The sequence below is a fragment of the Mycoplasma sp. 3392 genome (genome assembly GCF_053851755.1).
This window is the reverse complement of sequence record NZ_JBSQBF010000002.1, coordinates 110,536-136,083: the sequence shown is the minus strand read 5'-3', so window position 1 is coordinate 136,083 and position 25,548 is coordinate 110,536. Positions and strand designations below refer to the sequence as shown.

Sequence of the window (25,548 nt, the reverse complement as noted above, 5' to 3'; positions counted from 1 at the left end):
ATGGTACAATAAATAAGCAATATACACATTATTACGAAGGAGAAAAATGAAATTCAAAAACGATAAATTTTCAACCAAAGAATACTTTGACAAATTAGACGCTTGATTTAGAGCGGCTACTTACATTTCTGCTGGTCAAATGTATTTAAGAAACAATCCATTATTGCGTAAACCTTTAACAAGTGATGATGTTAAGATTTATCCAATTGGGCACTGAGGAACTATCCCAGGACAAAATTACATTTACGCCCACTTAAATCGTGTGATTAATAAATACGATTTAAACATGTTCTACATTGAAGGACCAGGACATGGTGGACAAGTTATGGTTTCAAACTCATACTTAGATGGAAGTTATTCAGAACTATTTCCAGAAATTACTCAAGATGAAAAAGGGATGCAAAAATTATTCAAAATTTTCTCATTCCCAGGCGGAATTGCTTCTCATGCCGCTCCTGAAACTCCCGGTTCAATTCACGAAGGTGGAGAATTAGGTTATGCTTTAAGCCATGCAATGGGAGCAATCTTAGATAATCCAAATGTGATTGCTGCAACAGTCATTGGAGATGGAGAAGCTGAAACTGGACCTTTAATGGCTGGATGATTCTCAAATTCATTCATTAACCCAGTAAAAGATGGAGCAATTTTACCAATTTTGTACTTAAATGGTGGAAAAATTTCAAACCCAACAATTCTGGAACGTAAAAGTGATAAAGAACTAGAAATGTTTTTTAAAGGATTAGGTTGAGATCCTATCTTCGTTAAAATTGATAATACTTCAAGCCAACACGCTTTAATGGCTTCAAAAATGGATAAAGCAATTGAAAAAATTCTTGCAATTCAACAAAAAGCACGTGCTAAAAGTGCACAAGTCGCAACTCGCCAAAATTGACCAGTTCTTATTGCTCGGATTCCAAAAGGAATTACTGGACCTGAACAATGAGATAATCTTCAAATCGAGGGAAGCTTCAGAGCGCACCAAGTTCCTATTCCGGTAGCAGCTGACAAAATGTCACATGCAGATAAGTTGGAAGCTTGATTGAGAAGTTATAACCCAGACCAATTATTCGACGAAAACGGAACATTCAAAGATGAATACCGTCAAATTTCTCCAAAAGGTGACAAGAGAATGTCAACAAACCCTATCACCAATGGAGGAATCAAACCAGTCAAATTAGATTTACCTAACTGAAAAGAATTTGCTTTAAATTTCAAACAACCAGGTGAAATGAAAGCACAAGATATGGTTGAATTAGGTGGTTATTTAGCAAAAATGATTACAAATAACCCTGAAAACTTCCGTATTTTTGGACCTGATGAAACAAAATCAAACCGTTTAAGTAAAGTTTTCGAAGTTACTAAACGTCAATGATTAGAAAGTATTAATCCAAAACTAGATGAATGATTAGCACCTTCAGGAAGAGTTATTGATTCACAACTTTCAGAACACCAAGCTGAAGGATTTTTAGAAGGTTATGTATTAACCGGAAGACACGGAGTTTTTGCTAGTTATGAAGCATTCCTAAGAGTAGTTGACTCAATGATTACTCAACACATGAAATGAATCAAAAAGGCTGATGAAGTGCACTGAAGAAATGATTATCCTTCATTAAACATCATGGCTGTTTCAACTGCTTTCCAACAAGACCACAACGGTTATACTCACCAAGATCCTGGAATTTTGGGGCACTTAGCAGACAAACAAGCAAAATACATTCGTGAGTACTTACCTGCTGATACAAATACATTATTAGCAGTTATGGATAAAGCATTTTCAGACCGTAATGTAATTAACCTAATTGTCGCTTCAAAACAAGTTCGTGACCAATTCTTTAGTGTTGAAGAAGCTCAAGAATTAGTTGACAAGGGACTAAAAGTTATTGATTGAGCTTCAACTGCTACTGACAAAGATGTTGATTTAGTAATGGTTTCATCTGGAACAGAACCTACAATCGAAGCACTAGCAGCAATTAACTTGTTACACAATCAATACAAAGATTTAAAAATTCGTTTTGTTAATGTTGTTGACTTATTAAAACTACGAAGTCCAGAAATCGATGAACGTGGACTAACAGACGAAGAATTTGACAAAATCTTCACTAAAGATAAACCTATTGTTTTTGCTTTCCACGGATATGAAGCTTTAATTAGAGATATTTTCTTTAAACGTCACAATCACAATCTTCACATTCATGGTTATCGTGAAAACGGAGACATTACCACAACATTTGATATTCGGGTAATGAGTAAAATGGATCGTTTCGACATCGCAGCTACTGCAGCTAAAGCAGTATATGATCAAAAAGCAAATGATTTTGTAAACGAAATGGCGCAAAAAATTGCTTACCATAACCAATATATTCGTGAAACAGGAACAGACATTGACGAAGTTAAAAACTGAAAATGACAACCTATTAAATAATTACAAAAGTCCGATTGATTCGGGCTTTTTGTATAATTTTAAATATGAAAAAACTAGCCAAAATATTTGCACTAATATCACTTTTAACTTTGACTAGCCTGACTGTTGTTGCTAGTCCAGTTGTTGTTCAAAATATGAGTCAAAATCACAATCAAAAGACTCAAAAAAATAATGCCGAGCCGATAATTACTAACTTAGAAAACCAAACAACACTCGTTCCTACTAAAGAAGAAACTAAAACTGTTGCTAAAAATACAGCTCCTTGAAATGCTTTAATTATTGCTGGACTTAGTATTTCAGTAGTAGGAATCATTGCTGTTATTGTTTATTTAATCTTTAAGAAAAAGTAAAAAAGTACACAATATGAGTATTTTTTCGCTTTTTTGTGTGTTAAGTTATAATTTTTAATAAGGAGATATATGGATCGAAGAAACAAGCAAAGAAAATTTCTATTCGCAATTGATTTGGATGGTACTTTGTTAGCAAGTAGTGCTGAACAAACTATTCACCCAAAAACAGTTGAACAAATTAAAAGAGCAGTTGATGAAGGACACGTTGTTTCAATCATCACTGGACGTCCTTGAAGAAGTACAAAACCAATTTATGATCGCTTAGGACTTAATGCTATTGTTGGAAACTATAATGGAGCACACATTCATAATCCTAATGACCCATTTTTTATCCCAACTATTTCTTATTTAGATTTAAATGAAGTTTTATACATTTTAGGTGATAAAAAGGTTGAAGCAGAAATTTCTAACTATGCTATTGAAGGACCTGACTGAGTACAATTAATGCACCGCGACGAAGCTCTAGAAAGAGTTTTCAACTTCAATACAGCAACAAAATTTAAAGAAAAAATTGAACTTACTAAATTACCTTTAAAACCAACAGGAATTGTTTTTGATGTTAAACCAACTACTGATGTTGTTGAACTATTAAGTTATCTAAAGAAAAGATATGGAGACTTAGGAGAATTTTCTTCTTGATCTAAAGGAGAAGGTTTAACTCCAGTTGTTGATATTACTTCAATCGGAGTAACAAAAGCCAAAGTAATTAGTTTATTAATGCGTTACTACGATATTGATATTGATGATACTATTGCTTTTGGAGATTCATTCAATGATGCAAGTATGTTTGAAACATGTAACATTGGAGTAGCCCCTGCTAATGCCGAACAATTCATAAAATCATTGGCAAGTGAAAAAATGAAACAAACTAATAAAGAAGGAGCTGTTGGTATTTTTATTGAAAAGTTCCTAAACAATCCTGAAAAATACATCAAAAAAGCCAAAGCCTTCCATAAAGAATTGGATAAAGAAAAATTGCAATTAGTAAGTGCTTCACACTTTTACGAAGATGAAAAATAATTTAGATTTGATCGGTTGCGATGAAACCGGAGTTGGAGATTATTTTAGCCCCATTATTTTTGTAGCAGCCTATGTGCCAGACCAAGCAAAAGAAGAAATTATTAATTTAGGTGTTAAAGATTCTAAAAAATTATCAGATAAAAAAATAGTCAAGATTGCTAGTCAAATTCTTGACAAGGTTTTTTATACAAAAACAACTTTAACACAAAAAGGAAACAATAGTCTTGCTCGATTTTTAAATGTTAATGAAGTTAAATTACTTTATCACTACAAAAATATTGTTGCTTTACAAGAAAAAATCTCTAAGCCGGCCATTATTGACCAATTTTCTACTCTCCGTAGCATTGCTGGCTATGAAGCAAGATTAGCTAAGACTAATTTAAATTTTCAAAAACCGCGTTACGAAGTTTTATTTGAAACCAAAGCTGAAGATAATTATTTAAGTGTTGCAGTTGCTTCAATTTTGGCACGTTATTTCTTTTTAAAAGCAATGCAAGAACAAAATGAAAAATATAAAGTAATTTTTCCATTTGGAGCAAGCAACAAAATCATTGAGTTTGGTAAAGAATTTATCAAAATCTATGGCAAAGAAGAGCTTAATGTTGTTGCAAAAACTAATTTCAAAACTACCGATGCCATTCTAGGTTAACAAAAAAGCCAGTTTCACTTAGAGACTGGCTTTAGTTTTAATTGGATAACTATTTTTGGTTTAACAGTTCAATGTTTTTATCCATAATTTCTAGCATTTCAAAAAAGCTTTCAGCTTGCAATGATGCCTTACCCACTAAAAAACCACTTATGTAAGGGATTTCTAGCAAGTGTTTAATGTTTTCTGGTTTAGCACTACCACCATACATAAAGCGTACGTTTGGTAGTTTTTTGCCTAGCACATCATAAACCTTAATAAGGTGTTCGTTTGAAGCAACTTTTCCTGTTCCTATAGCTCAAATTGGTTCATATGAAACAATAACATTTTTAAGGTCACTAACTCCTTCTAATGCCTCATCTAGTTGTTTGATTAGTGAGTCTAAGGTTTGGTTGTTTTCATACTCTTCTAAGGTTTCGCCAATACACAAAATAACATGTAATCCAACAGTCAATGCATTTTTAATACGGCGGTTAATTTTGTGCCCGTTGTCTTCGAAAAATAGCCGTCTTTCCGAGTGCCCAATAATTACAAAGTCCAAATCAAGATCTTTTAATTGTGCAGCTGATATATCACCAGTGTAAGCTCCCTTATCAAACATAGAAATATTTTGTGCTCCTACCTTGATATCTGAACGACTCACTCCTGGCAATGTCTTAACTGCTAAATTACACAACGATGGAGCTACTCCAAAGAATACACCATTACTTTTTTTACGCTTTGAAAAGTATTCATCTAGCTTTACCATGAACTGAATTTCTTCAGTGAATGTTAAGTTCATTTTATGGTTACCAATTAAAAAATATTTATCCATTTTTTCCTTCTTTCACACTTAATAAAAAAATTATAACTTTTTTAAGAAATTTTTGAGTTCCAAGGCCATTTAATATTTATAATAAAAGTATGATTTTAGAAGTAGTAGCAGGATTAATTAAGAATTCGGAAAACAAATTTTTGATGCTTAAAAGACCAGAACACAAACACAATCCACACCTATTTGAGTTGCCTGGTGGAAAATTTGATTTTGGACTAGATAAAGAAGAACAACTAAAACGCATTATCAAAGAAGAATTAGATGTTGATGTTGTAAATTACAAGTTTTTAAGAAAAATTTCACACGTTCACGAATTAGGGAAGCTAGAAGTTAACTTCTATGAAATTGAAGTGAAGGGTGACATCAAGTTATTACAACACAAAGAAGCTAAATGGGTAACCAAAGAAGAAGCATTGCAAATTCCGATGACTAAAGCAGCACACGAATTTGTTTCAAAACTATAAAAGGAAGAAGGAAGAAGAAAAAACTGGCGTTTGCCAGTTTTTGCTTAACTTTTAGAGACTAAGGGTAATCTAATATCTGTATATTAAACGCCTTTATAAATTTCTTGCAATGCTTTAATAATATTATCTTGTCTGTCTTTGATGTTTTGAACAACTTTTTTAATAGTTTTTTGATCTAATGAATCGATTCCCAAAATTGTTGCATTTGGAAATTTCATTTCTTTTAATAAGAAATTCAGAGCTTTATCTTGAGGATATGTGTTTATCTTTTCTTTAAAATCTTTGTTTGACATTTTTGAGTTTAAATTCTTTGGTATTAAACAAGTATTTCCAATTGAGTAAAGATATTTTTTATCATCTTCGTTTTTAAAAAGTTTAGATCCTTCTCTTGGTTTTTGTGGGTGACAGTGCTCTAAACTTAATTCATTATCCTTGTTTTTGTCTTTGTTTATTGCATGGATAATTTTGTTGTATATTGTATCTACTTCATCAATACGTGTAGTACTCAAATTATCATTTTTTGGGTAAATATATTCCAAGATTAATTTAAGTCAAATTCTAGTATAAACTTCATTTAAATTATGTTTGTTTTCTTCTTTGTTTCATTCATTTAGTCCATCTTCGACTAATTTATTGAAATCTTGGTCGAATGAAGTTACCTCTTTAATGTTGGAAATTTCATTTATTAAATGTATCTTTAACTCTTCTTGAGTATCAATTTCGTATTTCGAATTTTTATCATTTCAGTCTAGAATTTTGATTGCAATTCTATCGAAATTTGATCTTAGAGACCTATCATGAAAATTACCTTTAGTTTTTCATCAAATGATAACCTTTTCCAATGTTTTCAGTCATAATCTTAATTCATGAATTTTATAATCATTCAAGCATTCATCATCAAAAACACCAAATTTATCCAGAATAATATAAATTAAATTGATAGCAACATCTGGTAAATTTTCAGCCTTTTTCACTATAAAAATACCTTTTATTTTTGAAACCATAAGGGTATAAATAAACTTAAGTTGGTTTCTTTTTTCTTTGTCTTTGATTTTTGGGTTATCTAAATCTCCGTGCTTAATATATGACATTCTCCAAAGCTCAGTTATTAGATTTTCTTTTAAATTCTCTACAATTTTTTGTTTATTATTATTCTCAACATCATTAACAGCCTCATGATCAATGATTTCTTCTATAGTTTTACCTATGTTATAGATGCTAATTTTTTCACTTTGAGTTTTTTTGAAATTTTTTAGCATGATAATTTGGAATATATTTTCTAAAATATCTTTATTATTAGCATTTAATTTCATTTGTTTTTTGAAATCTCGAAATTGCCTTTCCGCTTCACCTTTATCTCTGTAATGAGACACGTGCAGCGAGTAAAGTTTTGAGAAAAATATATCGTACGTTTGTAAAGGTTTCGATAGAGTGTTGATGCTTTCAAAAAATTTGAAGGTATCTTCTTTCTTTTTATTTACTTTCGCAACAATTATAATATTATTAAGTAAACAATCAATGAATTTTGCCAATATTTTAGCACGTTTATTGACTTTATATGAGTTCAATTCTGATTCAATAAATTCTTTTGTTTTTAAAAATTCTTTTATTGCTTCTTTATTTTTGTATTTTTGAGGATACATGAAGAATTCATTTAAGTTTTTATAACACTTGATTTGTTGAAGATCTACAAATTTATTTAAAACATATAAAGTTTTTGATCCATTGATAGTTTTGGGTTCAAATAATTCAACTAAATTGTCATAACCATTTATTTCTAAGTCTTTAGCTTCGCTTGAATATAGCATTCTGATGGCTCAATAACAAATAACTAATAACGTCATTGTTCTTTGTTGACCATCAATAAGTCAATATGTGGAGCTTTCATTGTCTTTTAACAACGAAATAAAACCTAAATCTAACGTTTCTTGTTCATTTTCAGAATTAGCTAATGAAAACACATCTTTAACTAATCTCTGAATCAGCTCGTTATTTCAAGCATAACCTCGTTGAAACAAAGGGATTAAAACTGAAAAATCCCCATATTTGTTAAGAAATAACATTTTAAAATATTCTTGAATAGTCATTCTTTCAGCTTCAAAATTAGGTTCAATACTACTTTCTCTCTTGCTATCTTTAAAGTTTAAATATTTAGCATTTTTGTAAAGATGTTCAAAACTAGTATTAATGTCTACCTTGATTGAATCATTATTACCATCAATTCCATGGTATTTGTAAAGCCATGTTTTGAATTTATTTTCTAGATAGTTTTCGGAAGAAGAAATTTTGTTATTTTTTCTAGAAATTTCATTTTTATAGTTATCGATGAACATATAATAACCAAGTGACTTGTTTATATTTTTTATGTCTGTGTCTAAAGTTCTAGCTAGTTCGTTTTTCTTTTTGTTATCTGATTTGTTGTAAACAATAGTAAATAATATTGAATAAAAGAAATCAACTTTATTATTGTTTCATTTCCGCGATTCTGAACTTAAAAAATCCTGGTTTTGATTAATTAAATTTTGCATATTATTCATTGTCTTATCATAAACATACTTTTTTAATTTTTCTGTTAACTTAGAAATATTTGAGTCTTTGTCATGCAAGTTTACAGCATCTATTACATCTTGACTAAGAGAAAATTCGACACAATACTCTTCATCATTTGTTTGGTTTTTTATAACTATTAATTCAGTAAATAGTAAAATTCTAAGAAATTGTGTGATGGTACTCTTAGGATGAATAGTTCTATCCCGAAAAACGAAACAATCTTTCAACTCTTTGAAGTAGAGCTCACATTGATTATTATCTTTCTTTTTCTCTTCGTAAACGATAGTGAATTCTGAAGGTTTTTCGAGAAGATATTTACGTATTTCGGAGCTCTTCATTCAAGATTCAAAAAAAGTATCGAGATATCGACTTACATTTGTGCCAATTTTTCAATATTTAATATTATTTTTTTCTGTCATTCTCTTTCTCCAATTCATAAATTAATTCAAAAACAGGGGTAATAGCTTTAACATCAATCGAATTACCAGCTTGGCGGTACAAGGCAGTTCAGTTAGTAATTTGTGAGTCAATGAATGGTTTTAGCTTGTTATATTGTTTGTTTGTAAAACCCATAATTCTAAATGCTTCTCGCGGGGTGATGAGACGTCAGTTTAAAAAACCTTTCTCATTTTTGTTAATTGGAATAATACCAACATTAGGAAATCTATCTTGTCTTGTAGTTACCGTTGGAATAGCTTTTTCATAGTCTTCTTTAGATATTCGTCTTCCTTCTTTTATGTATTTTTGTCTTGAAGGTGTATCTTTAAGTGCCGCTTGCATTTTTTCGTCTAAATATTTATTTGAGTTAAAGCTAAAGATTTCATTGAAATATCTTTCTTTTGTTTTAGTTCTTGATTGAGTATATTCTTTGCCTAATTTCTTGATAAATGTGTCAAAAGCTGTATCGTTTTTCAACCACTTAGGAACACTGTTCTTTTGAATGCTCAAAGCAAAAACTCTTTGTCGTTTTTGCAATGAACCATGTTCACGAGCATCAATAATTGCTGTAAAAGTTTTATATCCCATTTTTTGCAAATATGCTTTTCACTCATCATATTCGTGACCGAATTTTTTAACCAATTGAGTGACATTTTCTAATAACAAGTATTTGGGTTTGTGTTCCATTTCACTCAAAATTCTTCCGACTTGTCAAATTAAGTGTGAAGTTGAACTTTCATTAATAATCCCTTTTTCGCGCCCCATGTTAGCAACACTAAGGCCTTGGCATGGAAACGAGTATGTAAATAGATCAATTTTCAATTCATCTAAATTCTTACCTTGAACTTGTGTGATGTCAGGAAAATTGTTACTTAGTTTGTTAGCAACAAATATGGCTTCAGCAAAAGCCTTGTTATTAAAATTAAAGTTTCTCATCGGTTTTTTACTGTCTAGTGAAAAAGTTTGCCCATTTATAAAATCTTTAATTTGTTGCTCAGTTATGTTGTACTTTCGAATATAGTCACTAATGTTTTGCGGACTCAAGTTGTGATAAAAAGCAGCATAACTTATGTTACTTCTCACGTCTCAATCACTTGTCGCTACTATCTTGAAAAAATCTTTAGCATTGTTTTTCTTGTTAACATTTTTTGCCGCTAAATGTTGTGCCCCTACACCTGCAAATGCTTCAAAAACTCTGATTTTAGTCAAAGCTAAAAAACCTATAGAAAACTATAGGCAAAAAGTATTGATTAAATTATTGCAGATGAAAAAGTTTAGAACATTTATACTAAAAATGTTTCTAAATTGAGCTCAGAGAGAGAGAGAGAGAGAGACGCTTCGCGTCAAATAACGTTACTTAATGTATCATTTGTTTTCATATTTATCTTGTACTTAGACATAATTTTAATTATACTGTAATACTTTTTCAGTACAGCACAGCCTTTTTAGTAAAAGACGATTATAGCTGTTATATTAATGTTTCTTCTAGAAAATACAAAAAAAGATGTTTTGATACAAATGTTTTGTATCTTTTGAGTCTTTTTGATACAGCTTGTTTGTATTTGTGTCTCAATAATTATTCAAAAAGCATTTAGTTAGTCAAATAACGTAGTGAAAAAACAAAACAAGTTCACTTAAGAACTCATAAATAAATTAAAAGCAGTCTATTGACTACTTCTTAATCCTTTCTAAAAATTAACTAACTAATTTAGTTTTTTGTGCTTGTGCTTCTAGTTTATTTAATTTAATAACTCTTACCATTTTGTAAACTGCAAAACTTGTTAAAAAGATACCAGAAATAATGAAAAGAGAACAAAAAGCATAAAGGGTGTTTCTTATATTAGCAGCAAGAGTGTACTGATATAGGTAAGCAATGTCTTCATATTTCGAAACGATTCCTAAATATTGATATCCACCTCAAACAAGTTTTTGAGCAAAATTAAATCCTTTTATTGAACTGTTAACAGCATTATATGGAACCTTACCCAAATGTAAAAAGATAGAAGTAAAAAGAATTACAAAGACACCAATGATTGTCAAACTTATTCAAAAAAACAATTTAAATTTAAAGGTTTTTAATACTTTCATATAAGTAAATTATAAACCCCCAAGGAAAATAACATGAAAAAACCGTTAACAAAAGAAGACTGACTAACAGAAAGTTACGAAAATTTTAGCTCAGTTAACTGACCTACTTTACCTTTCGTCAAAGCATTTTTTGACTACATCCTAGAGCCCAATCAACAAAATTTGCAAAACAAAAGTTTTTTAGCAACTGACAACTTAACAACTCATAGCTTAGATTTTTCAATCACCAAGTTAGCTCTTTTTATAACCATGTTTATCTCATAAACTCGAAAAATTTAGGGGAATTTTACTTTTTTATTTCGAGTATGTGCTAAAAAGTAAACAAAAAAGAACAAAACAATATGCTTTGCTCTTCTTGTTATATTGAAAATATTATTAGTATTGTCCTTTTTCGATTTGATTCATACCTGAGAACCCATTTATTGAAACTTTTCCTGAATTATTCATTGAGATGGCTCACCCACCGTCTTTTATGGTTTTAAGAACGTATTCTTTTTTAGTTATATGTGGACGACCATCACCATAAGCATCAAAGTTGATATAAAGACTTGTTGCTTTTGGATCTCCTGCTTTAAATCCAGAAGTCATCAAAATGTGGAATATAGAATCCGGACTGTAATTATTTTCGTCAGCATATTTGTAAACGTATTTAAAATCAGATCAGCTTCATATTTTATCAGATATGTAATATTGATTTAATTCATCTCTTATTCATCTGTATTTTAAAGCGGTATCTTTGTTTCCTTTAAAGTAAGCTCCTAAAAACTTATTTAGTGAAAAAGATGAAGCATAGTCTTCTTGTAATGCTCAGAATATTGCAATGTCTGATGTAAACATTCCAATAACTCCTTTTTCTCTATCATCAACATAAGTTTCACGATAATACATATTAAATACTGCGTAATTTACCAATGTAAATATTCTATAAACAGCTTTGTATTCTTCATATTGACGACGTTTTTTGAAATCTTTATAATTATCAGGAACTTTTGCATTAGTCCAGGCAACTGCCAATAATTCATATGTTTTAGAAAGGAAACTTACGATATCTCCCGGACTTGGTACTCAGTAGTCTTTATTTTCACCTTCAGGAACATTTGCTGTGCCAGATTTGGCAGTTAGTTTTCCGATTACTTCAAAAAATGAGCTTCCAGTAATTTTATCGATATCTTTCTTACTTGTTCTTTTTGAAGGATCTGGATCCATATTTAAGTTTCTTAAACCATTATATAGTGGAGAATCTTCAAAATTTGATTTTCCGATAAATAAGTTAATAAGTTTAACCATCATTGTTGGACCTATTGGTCAGTTATCAGTTCTTCCCATCAAACTATTAAGAATAGTAATATCATCAATTGGTATTCTAGAAATTACTTTATTCATAGCACTGGTAATGAATTCTGTTGGTTTAAAGATATTGAAATTTAGGGCTTCTTTTTGTAATCATCAGAATGAACGATTTAGAATTTTATTTTCAAATCAGTTAGTATTAATGATTTGAGGCAACACTCTTTGGATAAATGTACTGAATGTAGTAATGTCATCATCGGTAGTATTATCAAGTTTCATAACTTTAAATACCGCTTTACTAAAAATTCTTCGGTTTTCTTCTTTGCCAATGAAAGTTAGAAGAGTGTCTTTAATGAAGTTTTTAACTGGCGTTTGTTCGTGTTTAATTAATAGGCTTAAAACCTTTTGTAGACTTTGTTCATCACCTGATGTATATTCTTTTCAAGTTTTTAGATCACTTGTGAAGAAATCGCTTAATAATTGGCGAACAAATCTACTGATACTATCATATGTTGAAATGTCTTTAACAAGTTTGTTAACTTCTTTTTCTTGCTCTTCATCAGTAATTCCTAACAAGTAAGCAATATTAATGTTGGAAATAGCATTGCGTGCTAGACGAATAAATGCATCAGAAATAATTTGTGCTTTGAGTCTAGGAATTGTTTCATTATTTGGGTTAGGAATTGAGTTGTTAAATACTCGTAGCAAGTTAAGAACAATACCTTCAAGTTTTTCACGTTTCTTTTGTTCTAATTCTGGATCTTGTTCAGTTGAAGGAACGTCTTGAGTATCACTTGTTGCTCCTTCGCTTGCTTTTGCTTCCTGTTCTGTTATCTTTTTAACAATTTGCATAATGAAATCTAAGAAGTTGGCAAGTTTATCTGTTTGAGTACTTACAGCTTCATCTTGTTGTTTGCTATCAGCAAAATCAATTGATTCATCAGGAATCATAGTATTAATTACATATTCAGGTAATTCACTAGTGATAATTGCATTTCAATCAATATTAGTGATGATTTTTACTAATAGTTTGTCAAAAATCTTACTGTCTAGTACCATTCCATCAAGAATATCTAAATCTTTCAGTTGTTCCATTGCATCAGAAATCAATCTTTTAGCAAAGTTTTGTTTTGCTAGTTTTGATAATAATGCTTCAATGTAGTATCTGAATTGAATTACATTTTCGTTGCCAACTGTTAAACCTATTTTGTATTTATTATTGATGTAATTAAATAAGTCTAGTGAGAATTCTTGTGTATTTGATTCTTTTGAAAATGCTGCATCTAAACCTTTGATCAATATATTTTTTAGATCTTCAATGTTTAGGGAGATGAATTGTTTTACAAAATTGTTTAAATCTTCAGCATTTTGATACTCGTCTAATTTATTTGATAAGTATTTTTGTACTATTCCCTGCAACAATGCATCAACTTCCTCATTGTTAACAGCAGTTGACAGAATGTGTTGCACTGTTGGATCTGAAATGAAATCGGAATTGATTTTTACTAAGTTTTTATCTGTTTCAATGCCTAATTCATATCTAATGAATTGCGATACAAAGTCAGAAGATCAACGAGAAATTTGTTCATTTGTTGAACCATTCAAACTTTTTAGAACAACCAAAATGGCATTCATAATTTTGTTCGATTTTTGTTTTGCTTGTTCTTCAGATTGACTATCCGATTCTAAACTTGACTCAGGATTTGATGTTTCTGAAGAGTCTGTGCCATTGCTATCTGTGATTTGTTTAATTGCTTCCAGACTCTTAGATCTAATTAATTTGTAAACAGTCATCAAGTCATTTGCTGAATGTTCTGAATTTATCATAGAGTTAATTAGTAATTTTGTGTTCTTTTCAGTGACATATTCACTTAGATCAAGATCTTCAAATGCTTCTTTAACTGCACTAACAATTCCTTCTTTATTAAATTGTGAATCCTTAATAAAGTCAACATCTTGCAGTTTGTCTAGTATTTTCGTTAAGGCTGTTGTGTAAACATTTGTGCCTTTGATAAAGGTGAATAAACTTTCCAAAACATTTCTAGTTGCTTGTTTTTGGTCATCAGTTAATTGCTCTACGCCAACATATTTAGCAAGTACTTCAATAAGAATTTCTTTTAATGAAGACTTGATATTTTCATCTGAAAGAACTGAATTGATAAAGTTTTCAATTCCTACTACTACATCACCTTTAGCAAGTTTAATGAATGTTTTAATTACTTCGTTGGCATTTTGAGCTGGCGTTAAATCATAACTTTTATCTAAGAATTTAAAAATCAATGATGTTAAAAGACTGGTATTCATTGACTCAAGATCTGTTGGTTTTTGATTTTCTAAAATTGCCAATAACAAGTTTTTAATGTTAGTTTCTTGCGATGAATAATCTTTTAATGTATCTTTTAAGTCTAAATTACTAATCTCAAATTTAGCAATGTTATACATTACATTAGCAACTGCACTTTTTAGTTTTACATTATCTTGTTCAATAACTCCATTTAAGGTTTTAATGATGTTTGTTGCAAGTGATGCTAGATCAATTTTTTGACTATTTTCAGTATCTAGTTCAGTGTCTTGATTTTCTGAATCAGTATTTTTATCAGTATTTGAGTGTTCTTGAGTGTTGTTTGATGAAGATTGTTTGTTATCAATAGTTCTTGCTCATTTATAAACATTTAAGATGTCGTCTTGCGCTTGATCGATATCGTTTTCAGTGTCAAAAATAGCATTAATTACTGCTTTTAGACTTGGCTGATCTAACAATTCACTAATTGCTTGACTTGAGCTAAAAATATTGTTTATTGCCCTAATGAATTCATCTTTAACTTTTCAATTTAAGGCAAAAATATCATTTTCACTCAAGACTGTTGAAATCTTATTAAATATTACGTTGTATGCAGGAACACTAGCAACTGTTTTTAGAATTCTTTGTGCTAATCTTTCAAAACTTTCTCTTTGGTCTTCGACAAAATCGTGTTTTGTTACTTTTTGTGCAACATCTGCTAACGATTTAGCGACTAAATTGTTTACTACATCATCTTGCAATAGAGATGCTACTTTCTCTTTTAGATATGTAATCACTCTTTGTGCATTTGCTCTTATTACAGCATTAGCAAATTCTTCAATACTTTGTTTTTCTTCATATTTGTGAGTTGAAGCAAAATCTTTAATTAAATCTTTTACTAGGCCAATCAAATCATCTTGATTTAAAACTTTTTGACGTAATTGTTCAATCAAATCTTTTTGATTTTGACTTAGATTTGCATATTCTGGTAAATCTTTTAATTGTTTGTCAACAAATTTGTTAGCAATTTTGTTAATCAATTTTGCTATTTTTGAAATTATGATTGCATTGTTTTCATATTCTTCAGGAAGTGATCCATGAAGTGCCTTAGCAATAACTAAACTTCAATTTAAGCTCGGAACTGATAAGTGGAATTTATTATCAACAGTTTCCTGACTTTCAGTGTTAGCTTCCTGTGAAGAGTTTTCATTTTTGTATTTAATTACCTTAAATGCATAGTCATAAACTTGCACTAAGTCATCTAATTCTTGCTCATTAGCAGTTAATCCAAGAACTTTTTCAAGTAATTTTTGAATATTTTGTGCGCTAAGGATGGTTTTTAGATACTCTTCATTTATTACGTCGTTAACAAACTCTTGAACCAGGTTAGTGTTTCAAGCGGAATTTGTAATAATGCTATCTTTTGTTGCTAGGAATGATTTAGCTTTATTTAAAACTAAGTCATAGATTTGTTGTTCACTAATAAAATCGATTAGTCTATTTGCTAGGTTAGTTAATGCTTGTAAATCTTGTTCGTTTGCTTGTTTATCAAAAGAAGTATTAATTGCTTCAGTAATAACTTGTGATAGTTTTTGTTTGATGTCTTCGCTTGCTAAACTTTGTGCTATGACTGAAGATAGTGAATCAATGATAGCTTCTTTATTTAAGTTATATGCCTTGTTAACTATTGCATCGAAATCTTCTAATTGTTCATAGTTTTCAGAAGCAATTAAGTTAGCAACAGCATTCGCAAGGGTTTGGTTTAGTTTTGGATTTTGAATTGCTACATCTTTTAGTGAAGCAATTAGTGATTTTTGTGCTTGGCTAAGAGTGTTGTTGTTTTCATTATCTAAGAATTCAACTAAGTGTTTATTAGCTATTTTTAGCACTAAAAGCACAACTTTTTGACTGATTTGTTGACTATTATCTGAAACTGAATTTGAAAGAAGTTTTACGACTTTAACAACATAATCTTTTCAGGTTAATTGTTCTCGTGTTTGACCTTGACTGGATTGTGAATTCTCATCAACTGGTTGACTGATTTCAGCATCTGTAGATTTTGATTCTTGTTGTTTTGAAGTTAATAACTCTTTTAAGTTTGGATAAACAATTTCGTAAAGTTTAAATAATTGTTCAACATCATGATTTTGTGCATCAGCTGAGTCAAAAATTGTGTTTGCAACAACATTGATATCTTGTTTTGCAGTATTTTTAACCACGAAATCAAAAGTTAAGAATTCTTTTTTCAATTCTTCAACAAGAGTGTTGTTCAACTCTAGTGAAGCTGTTAACAAGTCGTTAGCTTCAGTGATTGAAGCAAATTTTTCAAATGCCTTTTGGAACAAGGTAGTTGTTGAAACTTTAGCTAGTAAACGGCTTAGAAGTGGAGTTGCATTAAGCTCAAAATCACTAATTTTTTCAGTTTCAATTTTTAATTCTTTTTCAACTAGTTTTAAGACAACTTGAATTATCGACTCTTTAACATCATTGTCACTTAAAAGACTAGTAATTTCGCTTTTTAGTGAAGTCGTTACAGTTTGTACGTTAGCCTTAACTAGTGAATTAACGAAGTCTGCTACTGAAGTTTTAGTCTTGTACTTGTCGCTAGCAAGATAATCTTTTAGAACTGATTTTAGTCCATTATCGACATTTTCAGAAACTAATAGTTTTGTTTCTAGAACATTAAATAGATTTTGTTGTTCGGTTGTCAAGTTTTTAAATGTCGCAGTTTCTTTAAACTCGTTATCTAAATAATCTTGACTAATTAATTTAGCTAAATCTAAAAGTTTATTGATGATTACTTCTTGATTTGCATAATCATATGGCATTGAGTTATGGAAAGCTTGTAAGACTAGTAAGCCTCAATCTATTTGTGGCAACTCTATTTTGAATTGATTGCTATCTGTTTCGTTAGTATTTTCTGGTTGTGAATCAGTATTTGCTTCTTGCGGGTTATTTGCTTTATCTTTAACAACTTTAAGAGCGTAACGATAGACTTGAACTAAATCATTTAGCTCATCTTTTCCTTGTCCTGTTCCCAAGATTTTTTCAGCTAGTGCTTGAATATTTTTATCAGTTAGTAGACTATTAATAAAATCTTTATCAACTAAAGCGTTAACAACATCTTGAACAATTTGTTTGTTTCAAGTTCCATCACTAATGATTGTTTCATTTGCATTTAGAACTTGAGTGGCTTTTTCAATAATTGGATTTAACACAGAATTTTGGTTTGCAAAATCAAGTAGTTTTTGCACCACATTAATCATTGCTTGTTTATCTTGCTCTGAAGCTAAGTTATTTAGATTTGTATTGATTAAATCGACAATTATTTTAGCTAAATTAGTCTTTAAATTTTCATTTTGCATTAAATCAGAAACTAAGTTTTCTAGCATTGGAGCTAATTGTTCTTTATTTAAGGCAAAAGCTTTATTAACTATGGCATCAAAAGTAGTTAAATCATCATAGTCATTTTGACTAATTAATTGTTGAATTGCACTGGTTAAAAATTCATTGAATTTAGTATTTGCAAAACCGTTTTCAATAACTTGTTTGATTAAGTCTTTTTGTTCTTGAGTTAGATTTTGACTCTTATCTACTAAATCATTTAATTGTTCGCTTGCAATATTTAGTCCCAATAAAACAACTTTTTTGCTAATGATATCAGCGTTTTCATCCACTGAATTATTTAGCATTTTAACAGTTTTAACGACTCAGTCTTTTCAGTCTAAAGTCTGTTTATCTTGACTATCTTCAGAACCTTGTGAACCTTCGTTTTGTTGCGATTTATTGATTAATTTAACAATTTCTGGATATAGAATTTTGTAAAGTTTTGCTAGTTGTTTAACATCATTATCTTCTTTGTCATTAACGTCAAAAATGATGTTTGCTAAAACTTTGACATCACCTTTAGAAGCATTGTCAAATACAAAATTGATTGAGCCAAAAAGTTTTTTGAATGCTTCAACAAATTCTTGATTAATTGCAAGTTCTGGAGTTAGTAAATCTTTTGCATCGAAAATTTCTTTTGATTTTTCGAATACTTTAGCATACAAGTCACTAGAACTTAGTTTAGCAATTAGACGCGAAACTAAAGGTGCAGCATTTTGTTCAAATGTTGCTTTATCTTCTTCTTTAATTTCTAATTTCTCTTCAATTAAGTGAAGAAGCACATCATTTAAAGGCTGTGCAATTTCATTATCACCTAGTAATGAAAAAATTTCATTTTTTACATAATCTAGAACTACTTGACTATTGTTTTTAACAAAATCATTTACAAAATCAGCAACAGTCTCTTCATTTTGATATTTATCTGTTGATAAATAGTCAGATAAAACAGTTTTTAGAGTGTTTTGAAGATTTGAAGAATTTAAAACTTTTGCTTTAACTTTTTGCAATAAGTCTTTTTGTTCTTGAGTTAATGATGTGTAAAAATCTAATTTTGTTAAATCATTGTCTAGATAATCAGCAGCAACTTTAGTTAATAAAGTTGCTAGTTTGTTAACTAAAACATCTTTTTTGTCAAAACTATCAGGTAGCGAGTTACTAAATGCTTTGATTATTACTTTTGCCCAATTGATTTCAGGGATTGAAATAGTGTTTTTGCCTGTTGCTTGTTGTGAATCTGTTTGAGTATTTTGATCACTAGTTTGTGAAGATTTGTTTTGGTCTTTTACAACTTTTAATACGTAATGATAGATATTTACTAAATCATCTAATTCAGTGTTATTTTCTTCAGTTCCCAATGCTTTTTGTAATAAAGATTGTACATTTTCAGTATTAAAGACTGAAGTTAAAAATTCTTCATTCAATAATCCATTGATAACGGATTGGAAAACATCTGTATTCAATTTGCTATCAACCATTAAATTATTTTGGTTTTCAAGAACTGTTTGAATTCGTTTGCTAATAGTGTTGATTATGTCTTGTAAAGACACAAATTCAAGAAGTTTTTGCACTAAATTTTGTAAAGCGTTTTTTTCTTGTTCGCTTGCTAAATTGTTAAGTTTTTCATTAATTGTAGAAGCAATGATTTTAGCTAGTTTTGCTTTATTATCTGGTTGTGAAATGAAGTCTTTTGCAACTGAACTAATTGCCGAAATGAAATCATTTTTGTTTAGTTCAAATGTTTTATTAACTAAAGCATCAAAAGTTTCAATTCCTTGATAGTTGGGACTAGAAATTACATTGTAAATTGCTTTTTCTAGTAGTGAAATAATTTGTTTATTTTCTAAAGTTTGCTTTCCGAAATCGTTGATTAATTGTTTTAGTTCTTCTGAAAGATCTAACTTATTGATTTGATTTTGAATTTCGCCATCAGCTAGTTTTAGACCTAATTTGACTAGTTTGTGGGCTATTATTTCACCATTGTGATTTACTGAATTATTTGCTAATTTAGCTATTTTTACAACTAGTGATTTTCAGTCTAAAGAAGTTACATTTGTGTCCCTTTGAACATTTTCTTGTTTATCTTCACTAGAAGCTTCTTTATTTTTAGTGTTTAGAGAATCAATAACAATTACCAATAATTGATAAATTGATTCAACATCTTGATCTTCAGTGTCAGTCGAAACAAATAAAGCATTTAGAATCTTATCAACGTCTGGTTTCGATGTTGAATCAAATACAAAATCAACATTTAATAATTGTTGTTTGATAAGTTTTACTAATTCTTGATTAATCTCAGTTAGGCTAGTTAATAAATCGTTTTTAGTTAAAATTTCACTTATTTTTGCGAATGCACTATTGTAAAGTTCAGTTGAAGGAATAACAGAAAGTAATCTTTTAGCAACTTGTTCAAAGTATTGTTTTCAAGTCGCTTGTTGTTCATCATTTAGTTTTAATTCTTTGATTATTAATTCGTTTGCTAAATCTATTCAAGCTTGTTGATTTTGTTCTGTAGTTAAACTTTGTGATAATGATTTTTTGACTAAATTAATGACCTTGTCAACATTGTCTTTTACTAATTGATTAACAAAATCTTTTGCTGATGTTACATTTTCGTAACGATTTGAAGCAATAACACTTGTAACAAATGAGCTTACTAGTTCGTTAAAATCTGGATCACTAACGAAATTAATGCTTAATTGCTTAATTAATGTAATTTGATCTTCAGTTAAAGCATCTTTAATTTGTTTGATGTCAAATAAGTTATTTTCAACAAAATCTTTAATAGCAAAAGTTATAAACGAAGTCAAATTAGTTTTAATTTGTTCGTTTTCGAAGTTTACAGAATTAATAATTTTCTTGATAATTCCAATGTATGGATCTGTGTTTTGACTGCTTTGTTGTTGTTTTTCATCACTTGCTTCTTGATTTTGTGATTGTTCGTTAGTTTTTTCGCTTAACACTAAATCCAGAACCGGTTTTTTGATTGCCAGTCAAATTCTAGTTAAACGAGCTACATTTTCGTTAGTGAAAAGAGCATTAACTAGCAAGTTAATGTCGTGTTTATTTAATAATGTTTCAACTGTTAAGCCTTCGAATAAATTAGCTCAGGTAATTGAATTTAAATCATTAATATCTTTTTGATCTAGTTTATTGAAATTATCAAGTACTTGATTTTTTAAACTTTGGTAAACATCTAATGTATTAGCCTTAGAAATAACTTGCGAAAGAATTTCTTTGATATCGGTAGTTACTTCTTTGTTTAATGAGTCGATTTTTAACTCTTTTTTCATCAAATCAGTGATTTTGTCAATAACAAAATCTCTAATTACTGAAACATTGTTAATTTTTTGAACTAGTGAATCGATGTATGATGAAAGTTCTTCTCTGCTCTTGTTAACAAAGATAGTAATTAAATTAGCAAAGTTGTTAGCTTTGTTGACTTCTGAATTGTTAGCAGTTAAAGTTTGACTTAAAGCATCCTTTAGAATAGTCTTAGTTTGACTATCTTGTGCTAGTAAGTTTCAAATTTCCTGACTTTTTTGTTCGTCAATAGTTAGTAGAGAAGCGATTTTTTGAACAAAAAAGTCTTTAATTGAGTCATTATTTGAAAGTTTATCAACTAAACTATCCAAGTGATTTCTAGTGTCTTGACTATATTGCGAAGCAGTTAATTTTTTGTTAAATGCTTTAATTACTTTAAATATTGTTTCGCCATTGATTTGAATGTTAACTTCAACATTATCTGTGATTCCACTATTAACTTCAGCATTAGTTTCAGAATTCTTGTTTTCTTTCGGCACTAAAAGTTTGGCCACAGTATCGAAGTTATTGTCTAATACACGAACAATGGTGTTAATTTCTTTATCAGTTAGAAGATCAAGCAATTTATCAATGTTATCAATCAAAATAGTGTTAATTACACTTTTTACATTCAATAAATTACTTAAATTTGTATTTTGAAGTGAAACAACTAAATCATCACTTAGATTAATTGAGTTCAATAATTTGTCAAAAATACTTTTAGCTGTTGAACGAACGAAATCTTTTTGAGTAAGTTCAGCAAAAACTTTTTCAAGTAGTTTTTTGATAGTGTCAAAATCACTTTGTGTAGCTTGAATGTGTTGTTTTAAGTAATTTACAATGAAATCAGCTACTGATGAAGCAATGCTTTGAGTATTTTCAGAATCATTTAGTAAAGTACTTAAAACATTGTTTAATAGTTTATCAATTGCTTCAGTGATTTTGACTGTTGCATAGTCTTTGTATCAATTGTGTGGACTAGCTTGTGCTCTTTTGATTGATTCTTCATTGAATAAAGAAGCAAAAATTTGTTCAAGTGCTTCTTTGACTAATGTGTCAAATTTTTCTTCGACTACATAACCTAAACGGTTCATGATGTTTTGCAATTGTTGTCTTAAACTATCTTCTAGTTGTAATGAACTTAGATCGATATTTTTGATCAAACTAATTAATTTGTCTTTAAGTTTTAAATTATCGAATACAACATTGTAGAATTTAGGGCTTTGCACGATTGGTTGCAATGCTAATAGTCATTTGTCTAATTTAACATTAACAAAATCGTTGTTGTTATTATCTTTTGCAAAAATTACACCAAAAAACTTGTTAATTAGTTCGATTGTATTAACTTTGAAAATACTATTAATGTTTTTAGCGAGTTCTTCAAAAAAGTCAGCTGGAGTTTTGTTTTGAATTTCAGTTTGTGTTACTTTTTGAATTAATTCTTTAAATAAAACAGTATTTGGTAAATTTTGAAGAACAGCTGCAATATTTTGTTGCAACAAGGTTTTTTGTTGTCCTGATAATTCAATGTCAAAATAAACTTCTAAAGCGTTATAGAAAAGATCTAAACCTTTTTGTTTTGATTGTGAGTCCTGGTTAATTACTTCTGCTAGAGCTGAAAGTACTTTTTCTGGTTTCAATAAATCGATATTTTTTACTAAGTTAGCCAGAATTTCTTCAAATGTAGCACCTTTGAATTTAGCGACATTATCAATAAAATTATTGAAAATTTCTACTAATGCATCACTAAATTTAGAACTGCTAAAAATATCGTTTAATAACGCTGAAACTCATTCATTTATTGCTTCTCTTAGTCCACCTTGATTTAGATAACGTAAATTAAGTCCGTTAACTAGGTTGTTTTTATCTAAGAAGGCATAAACTTTATTAACTAAATTCCCTTGTGCATAGGCACTTAAAAATTGTGGAATTAAGTCAGATCTTAAAACGTTTGATTCAACTAATAATTTGAAAATATCTTTTAGGATTTGTTTTAGATTTTCATTAGTTACTAGCTGTTCATTATTAATCAAGATTACTGCTAATTTTTTGATTTCTTCGACACTAATTTGACTTTGTCCTAAGTCAGTGAATGAAATATCAGTAATCAAGTTACTGTTAACGAATGATTCAAGAATATCTTTTAGACCTGCTGCATATTTTTCATCATTACCTATTTGGTTAATAAAATCTAAAATAACTTCAGCATTTTCATTACCTTTATATGGTTTTAAAATTGCACCATAAATGCTTTGAAGCATAAAGTTTTTGAAGTTAAAGTTGTTGTTTTCAATGCTTTTTATAAAGTTAGAAATGATTAAATCTAGCATTCCATCTAAATATGGTTTGCTTGGAATAACTTTTAAACTTTGAACTGCAAAGTGGGCAATATTGGCCTTTTGTTCATCACTATATTTTGTTGCAAAAGTATTTTCTAATTGATTAATTACAACGTTTGAAACATACTTTTCAAATGAACTATTGTTAGCTAAAAAGTCGATAAGTGTAGCAATAACTTTACGAATCTCTGCGCCGTGGTGCTCGTAAACTTTGCTTAATAAGTCGGTCATTGAGTATGAAGAAGCAAAATAAAAATCATAATTATCAATAAAATCATCTAAAACTGCTGAAGCCGCAGAAGAAATAGAATTATTGATTTTTTCATCATTTAAAATTGCATTAACAACATCTTTGTGATCTTTATCGATTAGTTCTAAGACAATTTTGCTTGTTAATAAATCTTTAACGATTGCATTTTGTAATGATTTGAAGTAATTTTTATCTTCCTCATTTTTAACTACATCAGACTTGTAAATCGATTTTAAGGTTGCAAAAATTAGTGGCAAATTGAAAATGTTTTTTTCAAAAACGTTTTGAATTTCATTAACTGAAATGTTTTCAATTTGTTTTTCACTGATTAATTTGTCTAAATCAGCTTGTAAATTAGCAAAAAGCTTATCGATATATTTTGATTCAACAAATGCATCAATTAATTTTGGCATAAATGAAGATTGCTTGTTGTCGGCAATCAACTTAGCAAAAAATGCTTTAATATTTGGCATTTGATCATAGTCAACACCAATATTTTTAAACATTCGTTTTAGTAAAGATTCAAAATTTTCTTTTTCAAATAATAAGGCCGAATCGCTAGTTCAGAATTTAATTAATTTTCCATAATCAACAACTGGATTTTTTAATAAGAAATTGTAAATTGCTTTGTTATAAACAGTTTGTTCAAAGTCGTATCTAACATCGATAGAATCGGTGTTTTGCACTCCTGAAGCACTCAATTTCAACACAATTCTTTTTAGTTCTATATTGCTTTTGGCAAATTTTAGACTTTGTTTAAAACTGTTTGCATCACTATCTAGATAATTTTTATCAGCTACTATTTGACCGTTTTCTTCATCTTGAGTTAGTGACATTTTCAAGAAGATATCTTGTGCCATTTTTTTGTATCCAGCAATATCTGGGTGAATGTCAAAAATATTACTTGATAACAAGTTAGCGTTTTTTAGTCAGTAAATTTTGTCAAAAGTATTGATGTATTGAACATTAGTATTAGCTGCTGTTTGTTTAATTGCACCATTTAAGATATCTAATGCTTTTTCAGTCAAATCAGTAGTTAAAAGACTGAATTTTTTATCAATAAGTGGTGAAAGTCTTAAAAAAGGCATTGGATAAGAAATTAAATTAATTCTTAAATCCGGATTGATTGCTTTAAATTTGGTAATTAATTTTGTGTAATTTTCAATGATGTTTTGGCTTGCTTGTTGAGCTTGTGAAATAAAATCATCATAATATTTTTTGATTAATTCAGAATTATTTGTTTCATCAAAACTTAACGTTGAAAGAATACTGAATAAGTCAACTTGGTTAATGAAATCATTTGCCCCAAGTGAAATAGTCATCAAATTAGCATTCTTAATTTGTTGCTGTAAAATACCAAACTCATTGTTAGCTTGTTCAAAATTATTGAATAAATATTGCAATCTTTTTTGTCCTTGGATAGTGATTGGATTATTGCTGTCACTATCAATATTTAAGTCAAATTTCAAGTTCGAAGTAGCTTTTTGCTTTTCATTTTCGCTTGCAGATTGTGGGTCTAAAAGATATAGTCAATCCGTGATTGTTGTTCCTGACAAACCGAAATTATAAAAGCTTTCAAGGCGATTAGGATTGGTTTCACGAATTGCATTGGCAATAAAAGAAGAATAAGACATTCCTTGTACTTCGTTGTTTTCACTATCGTAATATCCACCTTGATCAAATCCTAGTTTAACATTAAAACCAGCTGCAATAGAGTCTCCTAAAGCAGCGTATTTGATATTTCCACTAATAGCATAACTATTTTCCACTACTGGTGGTTTAGGTTCTTCTTTTGAGTTTTTCTTTGTCAATAAAATCGATGTAGGAATTGTTGCTCCTAATAGTGCTAAAAGCCCTAATGAAGCAGCAACAGCAATTTTTCTTTTCTTTTGCATACTAATCTCCTATT

11 protein-coding genes are annotated in these 25,548 nt (G+C 29.5%); 6 read left to right on the top strand and 5 right to left on the bottom strand.

Annotated elements, in window-relative coordinates; genetic code table 4:
- The first annotated feature begins 46 nt into the window (after positions 1-46).
- The 4 genes from ACWXVV_RS02100 to ACWXVV_RS02085 all read left to right on the top strand — a co-directional run bounded on the left by ACWXVV_RS02100 (position 47) and on the right by ACWXVV_RS02085 (position 4,441).
- A complete protein-coding gene (locus ACWXVV_RS02100; RefSeq protein WP_455984796.1) occupies positions 47-2,422 on the top strand; it encodes a phosphoketolase family protein in 2,376 nt (791 codons plus the stop codon).
- 44 nt (positions 2,423-2,466) lie between these two features.
- Positions 2,467-2,772: a hypothetical protein gene (locus tag ACWXVV_RS02095; RefSeq protein ID WP_455984797.1), complete on the top strand. Its 306-nt coding sequence runs from the start codon at positions 2,467-2,469 to the stop codon at positions 2,770-2,772.
- A 69-nt stretch (positions 2,773-2,841) separates the two neighbouring features.
- On the top strand, positions 2,842-3,792 hold the full coding sequence (locus ACWXVV_RS02090; RefSeq protein WP_438341755.1) for a Cof-type HAD-IIB family hydrolase: 951 nt from the start codon (positions 2,842-2,844) through the stop codon (positions 3,790-3,792).
- Entirely contained in the window at positions 3,782-4,441 is a 660-nt protein-coding gene (locus ACWXVV_RS02085) for a ribonuclease HIII (RefSeq protein ID WP_455984798.1), read from the top strand. The genes ACWXVV_RS02090 and ACWXVV_RS02085 overlap by 11 nt, the downstream gene beginning before the upstream one ends.
- Before the next feature lie 49 nt (positions 4,442-4,490).
- On the opposite strand, the gene tpiA is transcribed toward ACWXVV_RS02085, so the two are convergent.
- On the bottom strand, positions 4,491-5,252 hold the full coding sequence (tpiA, locus tag ACWXVV_RS02080) for a triose-phosphate isomerase (RefSeq protein WP_455978972.1): 762 nt from the start codon (positions 5,250-5,252) through the stop codon (positions 4,491-4,493).
- Positions 5,253-5,341: 89 nt separating this feature from the next.
- Here tpiA and ACWXVV_RS02075 point away from each other — a divergent pair, with 89 nt between their 5' ends.
- Positions 5,342-5,716, top strand: coding sequence for an NUDIX domain-containing protein (locus tag ACWXVV_RS02075; RefSeq protein ID WP_455978973.1), 375 nt, complete (start codon positions 5,342-5,344; stop codon positions 5,714-5,716).
- 83 nt (positions 5,717-5,799) lie between these two features.
- On the opposite strand, the gene ACWXVV_RS02070 is transcribed toward ACWXVV_RS02075, so the two are convergent.
- The 3 genes from ACWXVV_RS02070 to ACWXVV_RS02060 all read right to left on the bottom strand — a co-directional run bounded on the left by ACWXVV_RS02070 (position 5,800) and on the right by ACWXVV_RS02060 (position 10,792).
- Positions 5,800-8,604, bottom strand: coding sequence for a GmrSD restriction endonuclease domain-containing protein (locus tag ACWXVV_RS02070; protein WP_456012472.1), 2,805 nt, complete (start codon positions 8,602-8,604; stop codon positions 5,800-5,802).
- A 64-nt stretch (positions 8,605-8,668) separates the two neighbouring features.
- Positions 8,669-9,913 carry a DNA cytosine methyltransferase gene (locus tag ACWXVV_RS02065; RefSeq protein WP_455984800.1) on the bottom strand — a complete coding sequence of 415 codons (1,245 nt, stop codon included), beginning with the start codon at positions 9,911-9,913 and terminating at the stop codon, positions 8,669-8,671.
- A 486-nt stretch (positions 9,914-10,399) separates the two neighbouring features.
- Positions 10,400-10,792: a hypothetical protein gene (locus ACWXVV_RS02060; RefSeq protein ID WP_456012471.1), complete on the bottom strand. Its 393-nt coding sequence runs from the start codon at positions 10,790-10,792 to the stop codon at positions 10,400-10,402.
- A 33-nt stretch (positions 10,793-10,825) separates the two neighbouring features.
- Here ACWXVV_RS02060 and ACWXVV_RS02055 point away from each other — a divergent pair, with 33 nt between their 5' ends.
- Complete coding sequence (locus ACWXVV_RS02055; RefSeq protein ID WP_456012470.1) at positions 10,826-11,056, top strand: hypothetical protein; 231 nt, start codon at positions 10,826-10,828, stop codon at positions 11,054-11,056.
- Between the two features lie 111 nt (positions 11,057-11,167).
- Here the strand turns inward: ACWXVV_RS02055 and ACWXVV_RS02050 are convergent, their stop codons facing one another.
- The gene (locus ACWXVV_RS02050; RefSeq protein WP_456012469.1) at positions 11,168-25,534 is read right to left on the bottom strand and encodes a GDSL-type esterase/lipase family protein; all 14,367 of its coding nucleotides are present in this window, start codon (positions 25,532-25,534) and stop codon (positions 11,168-11,170) included.
- Positions 25,535-25,548 lie beyond the last annotated feature (14 nt).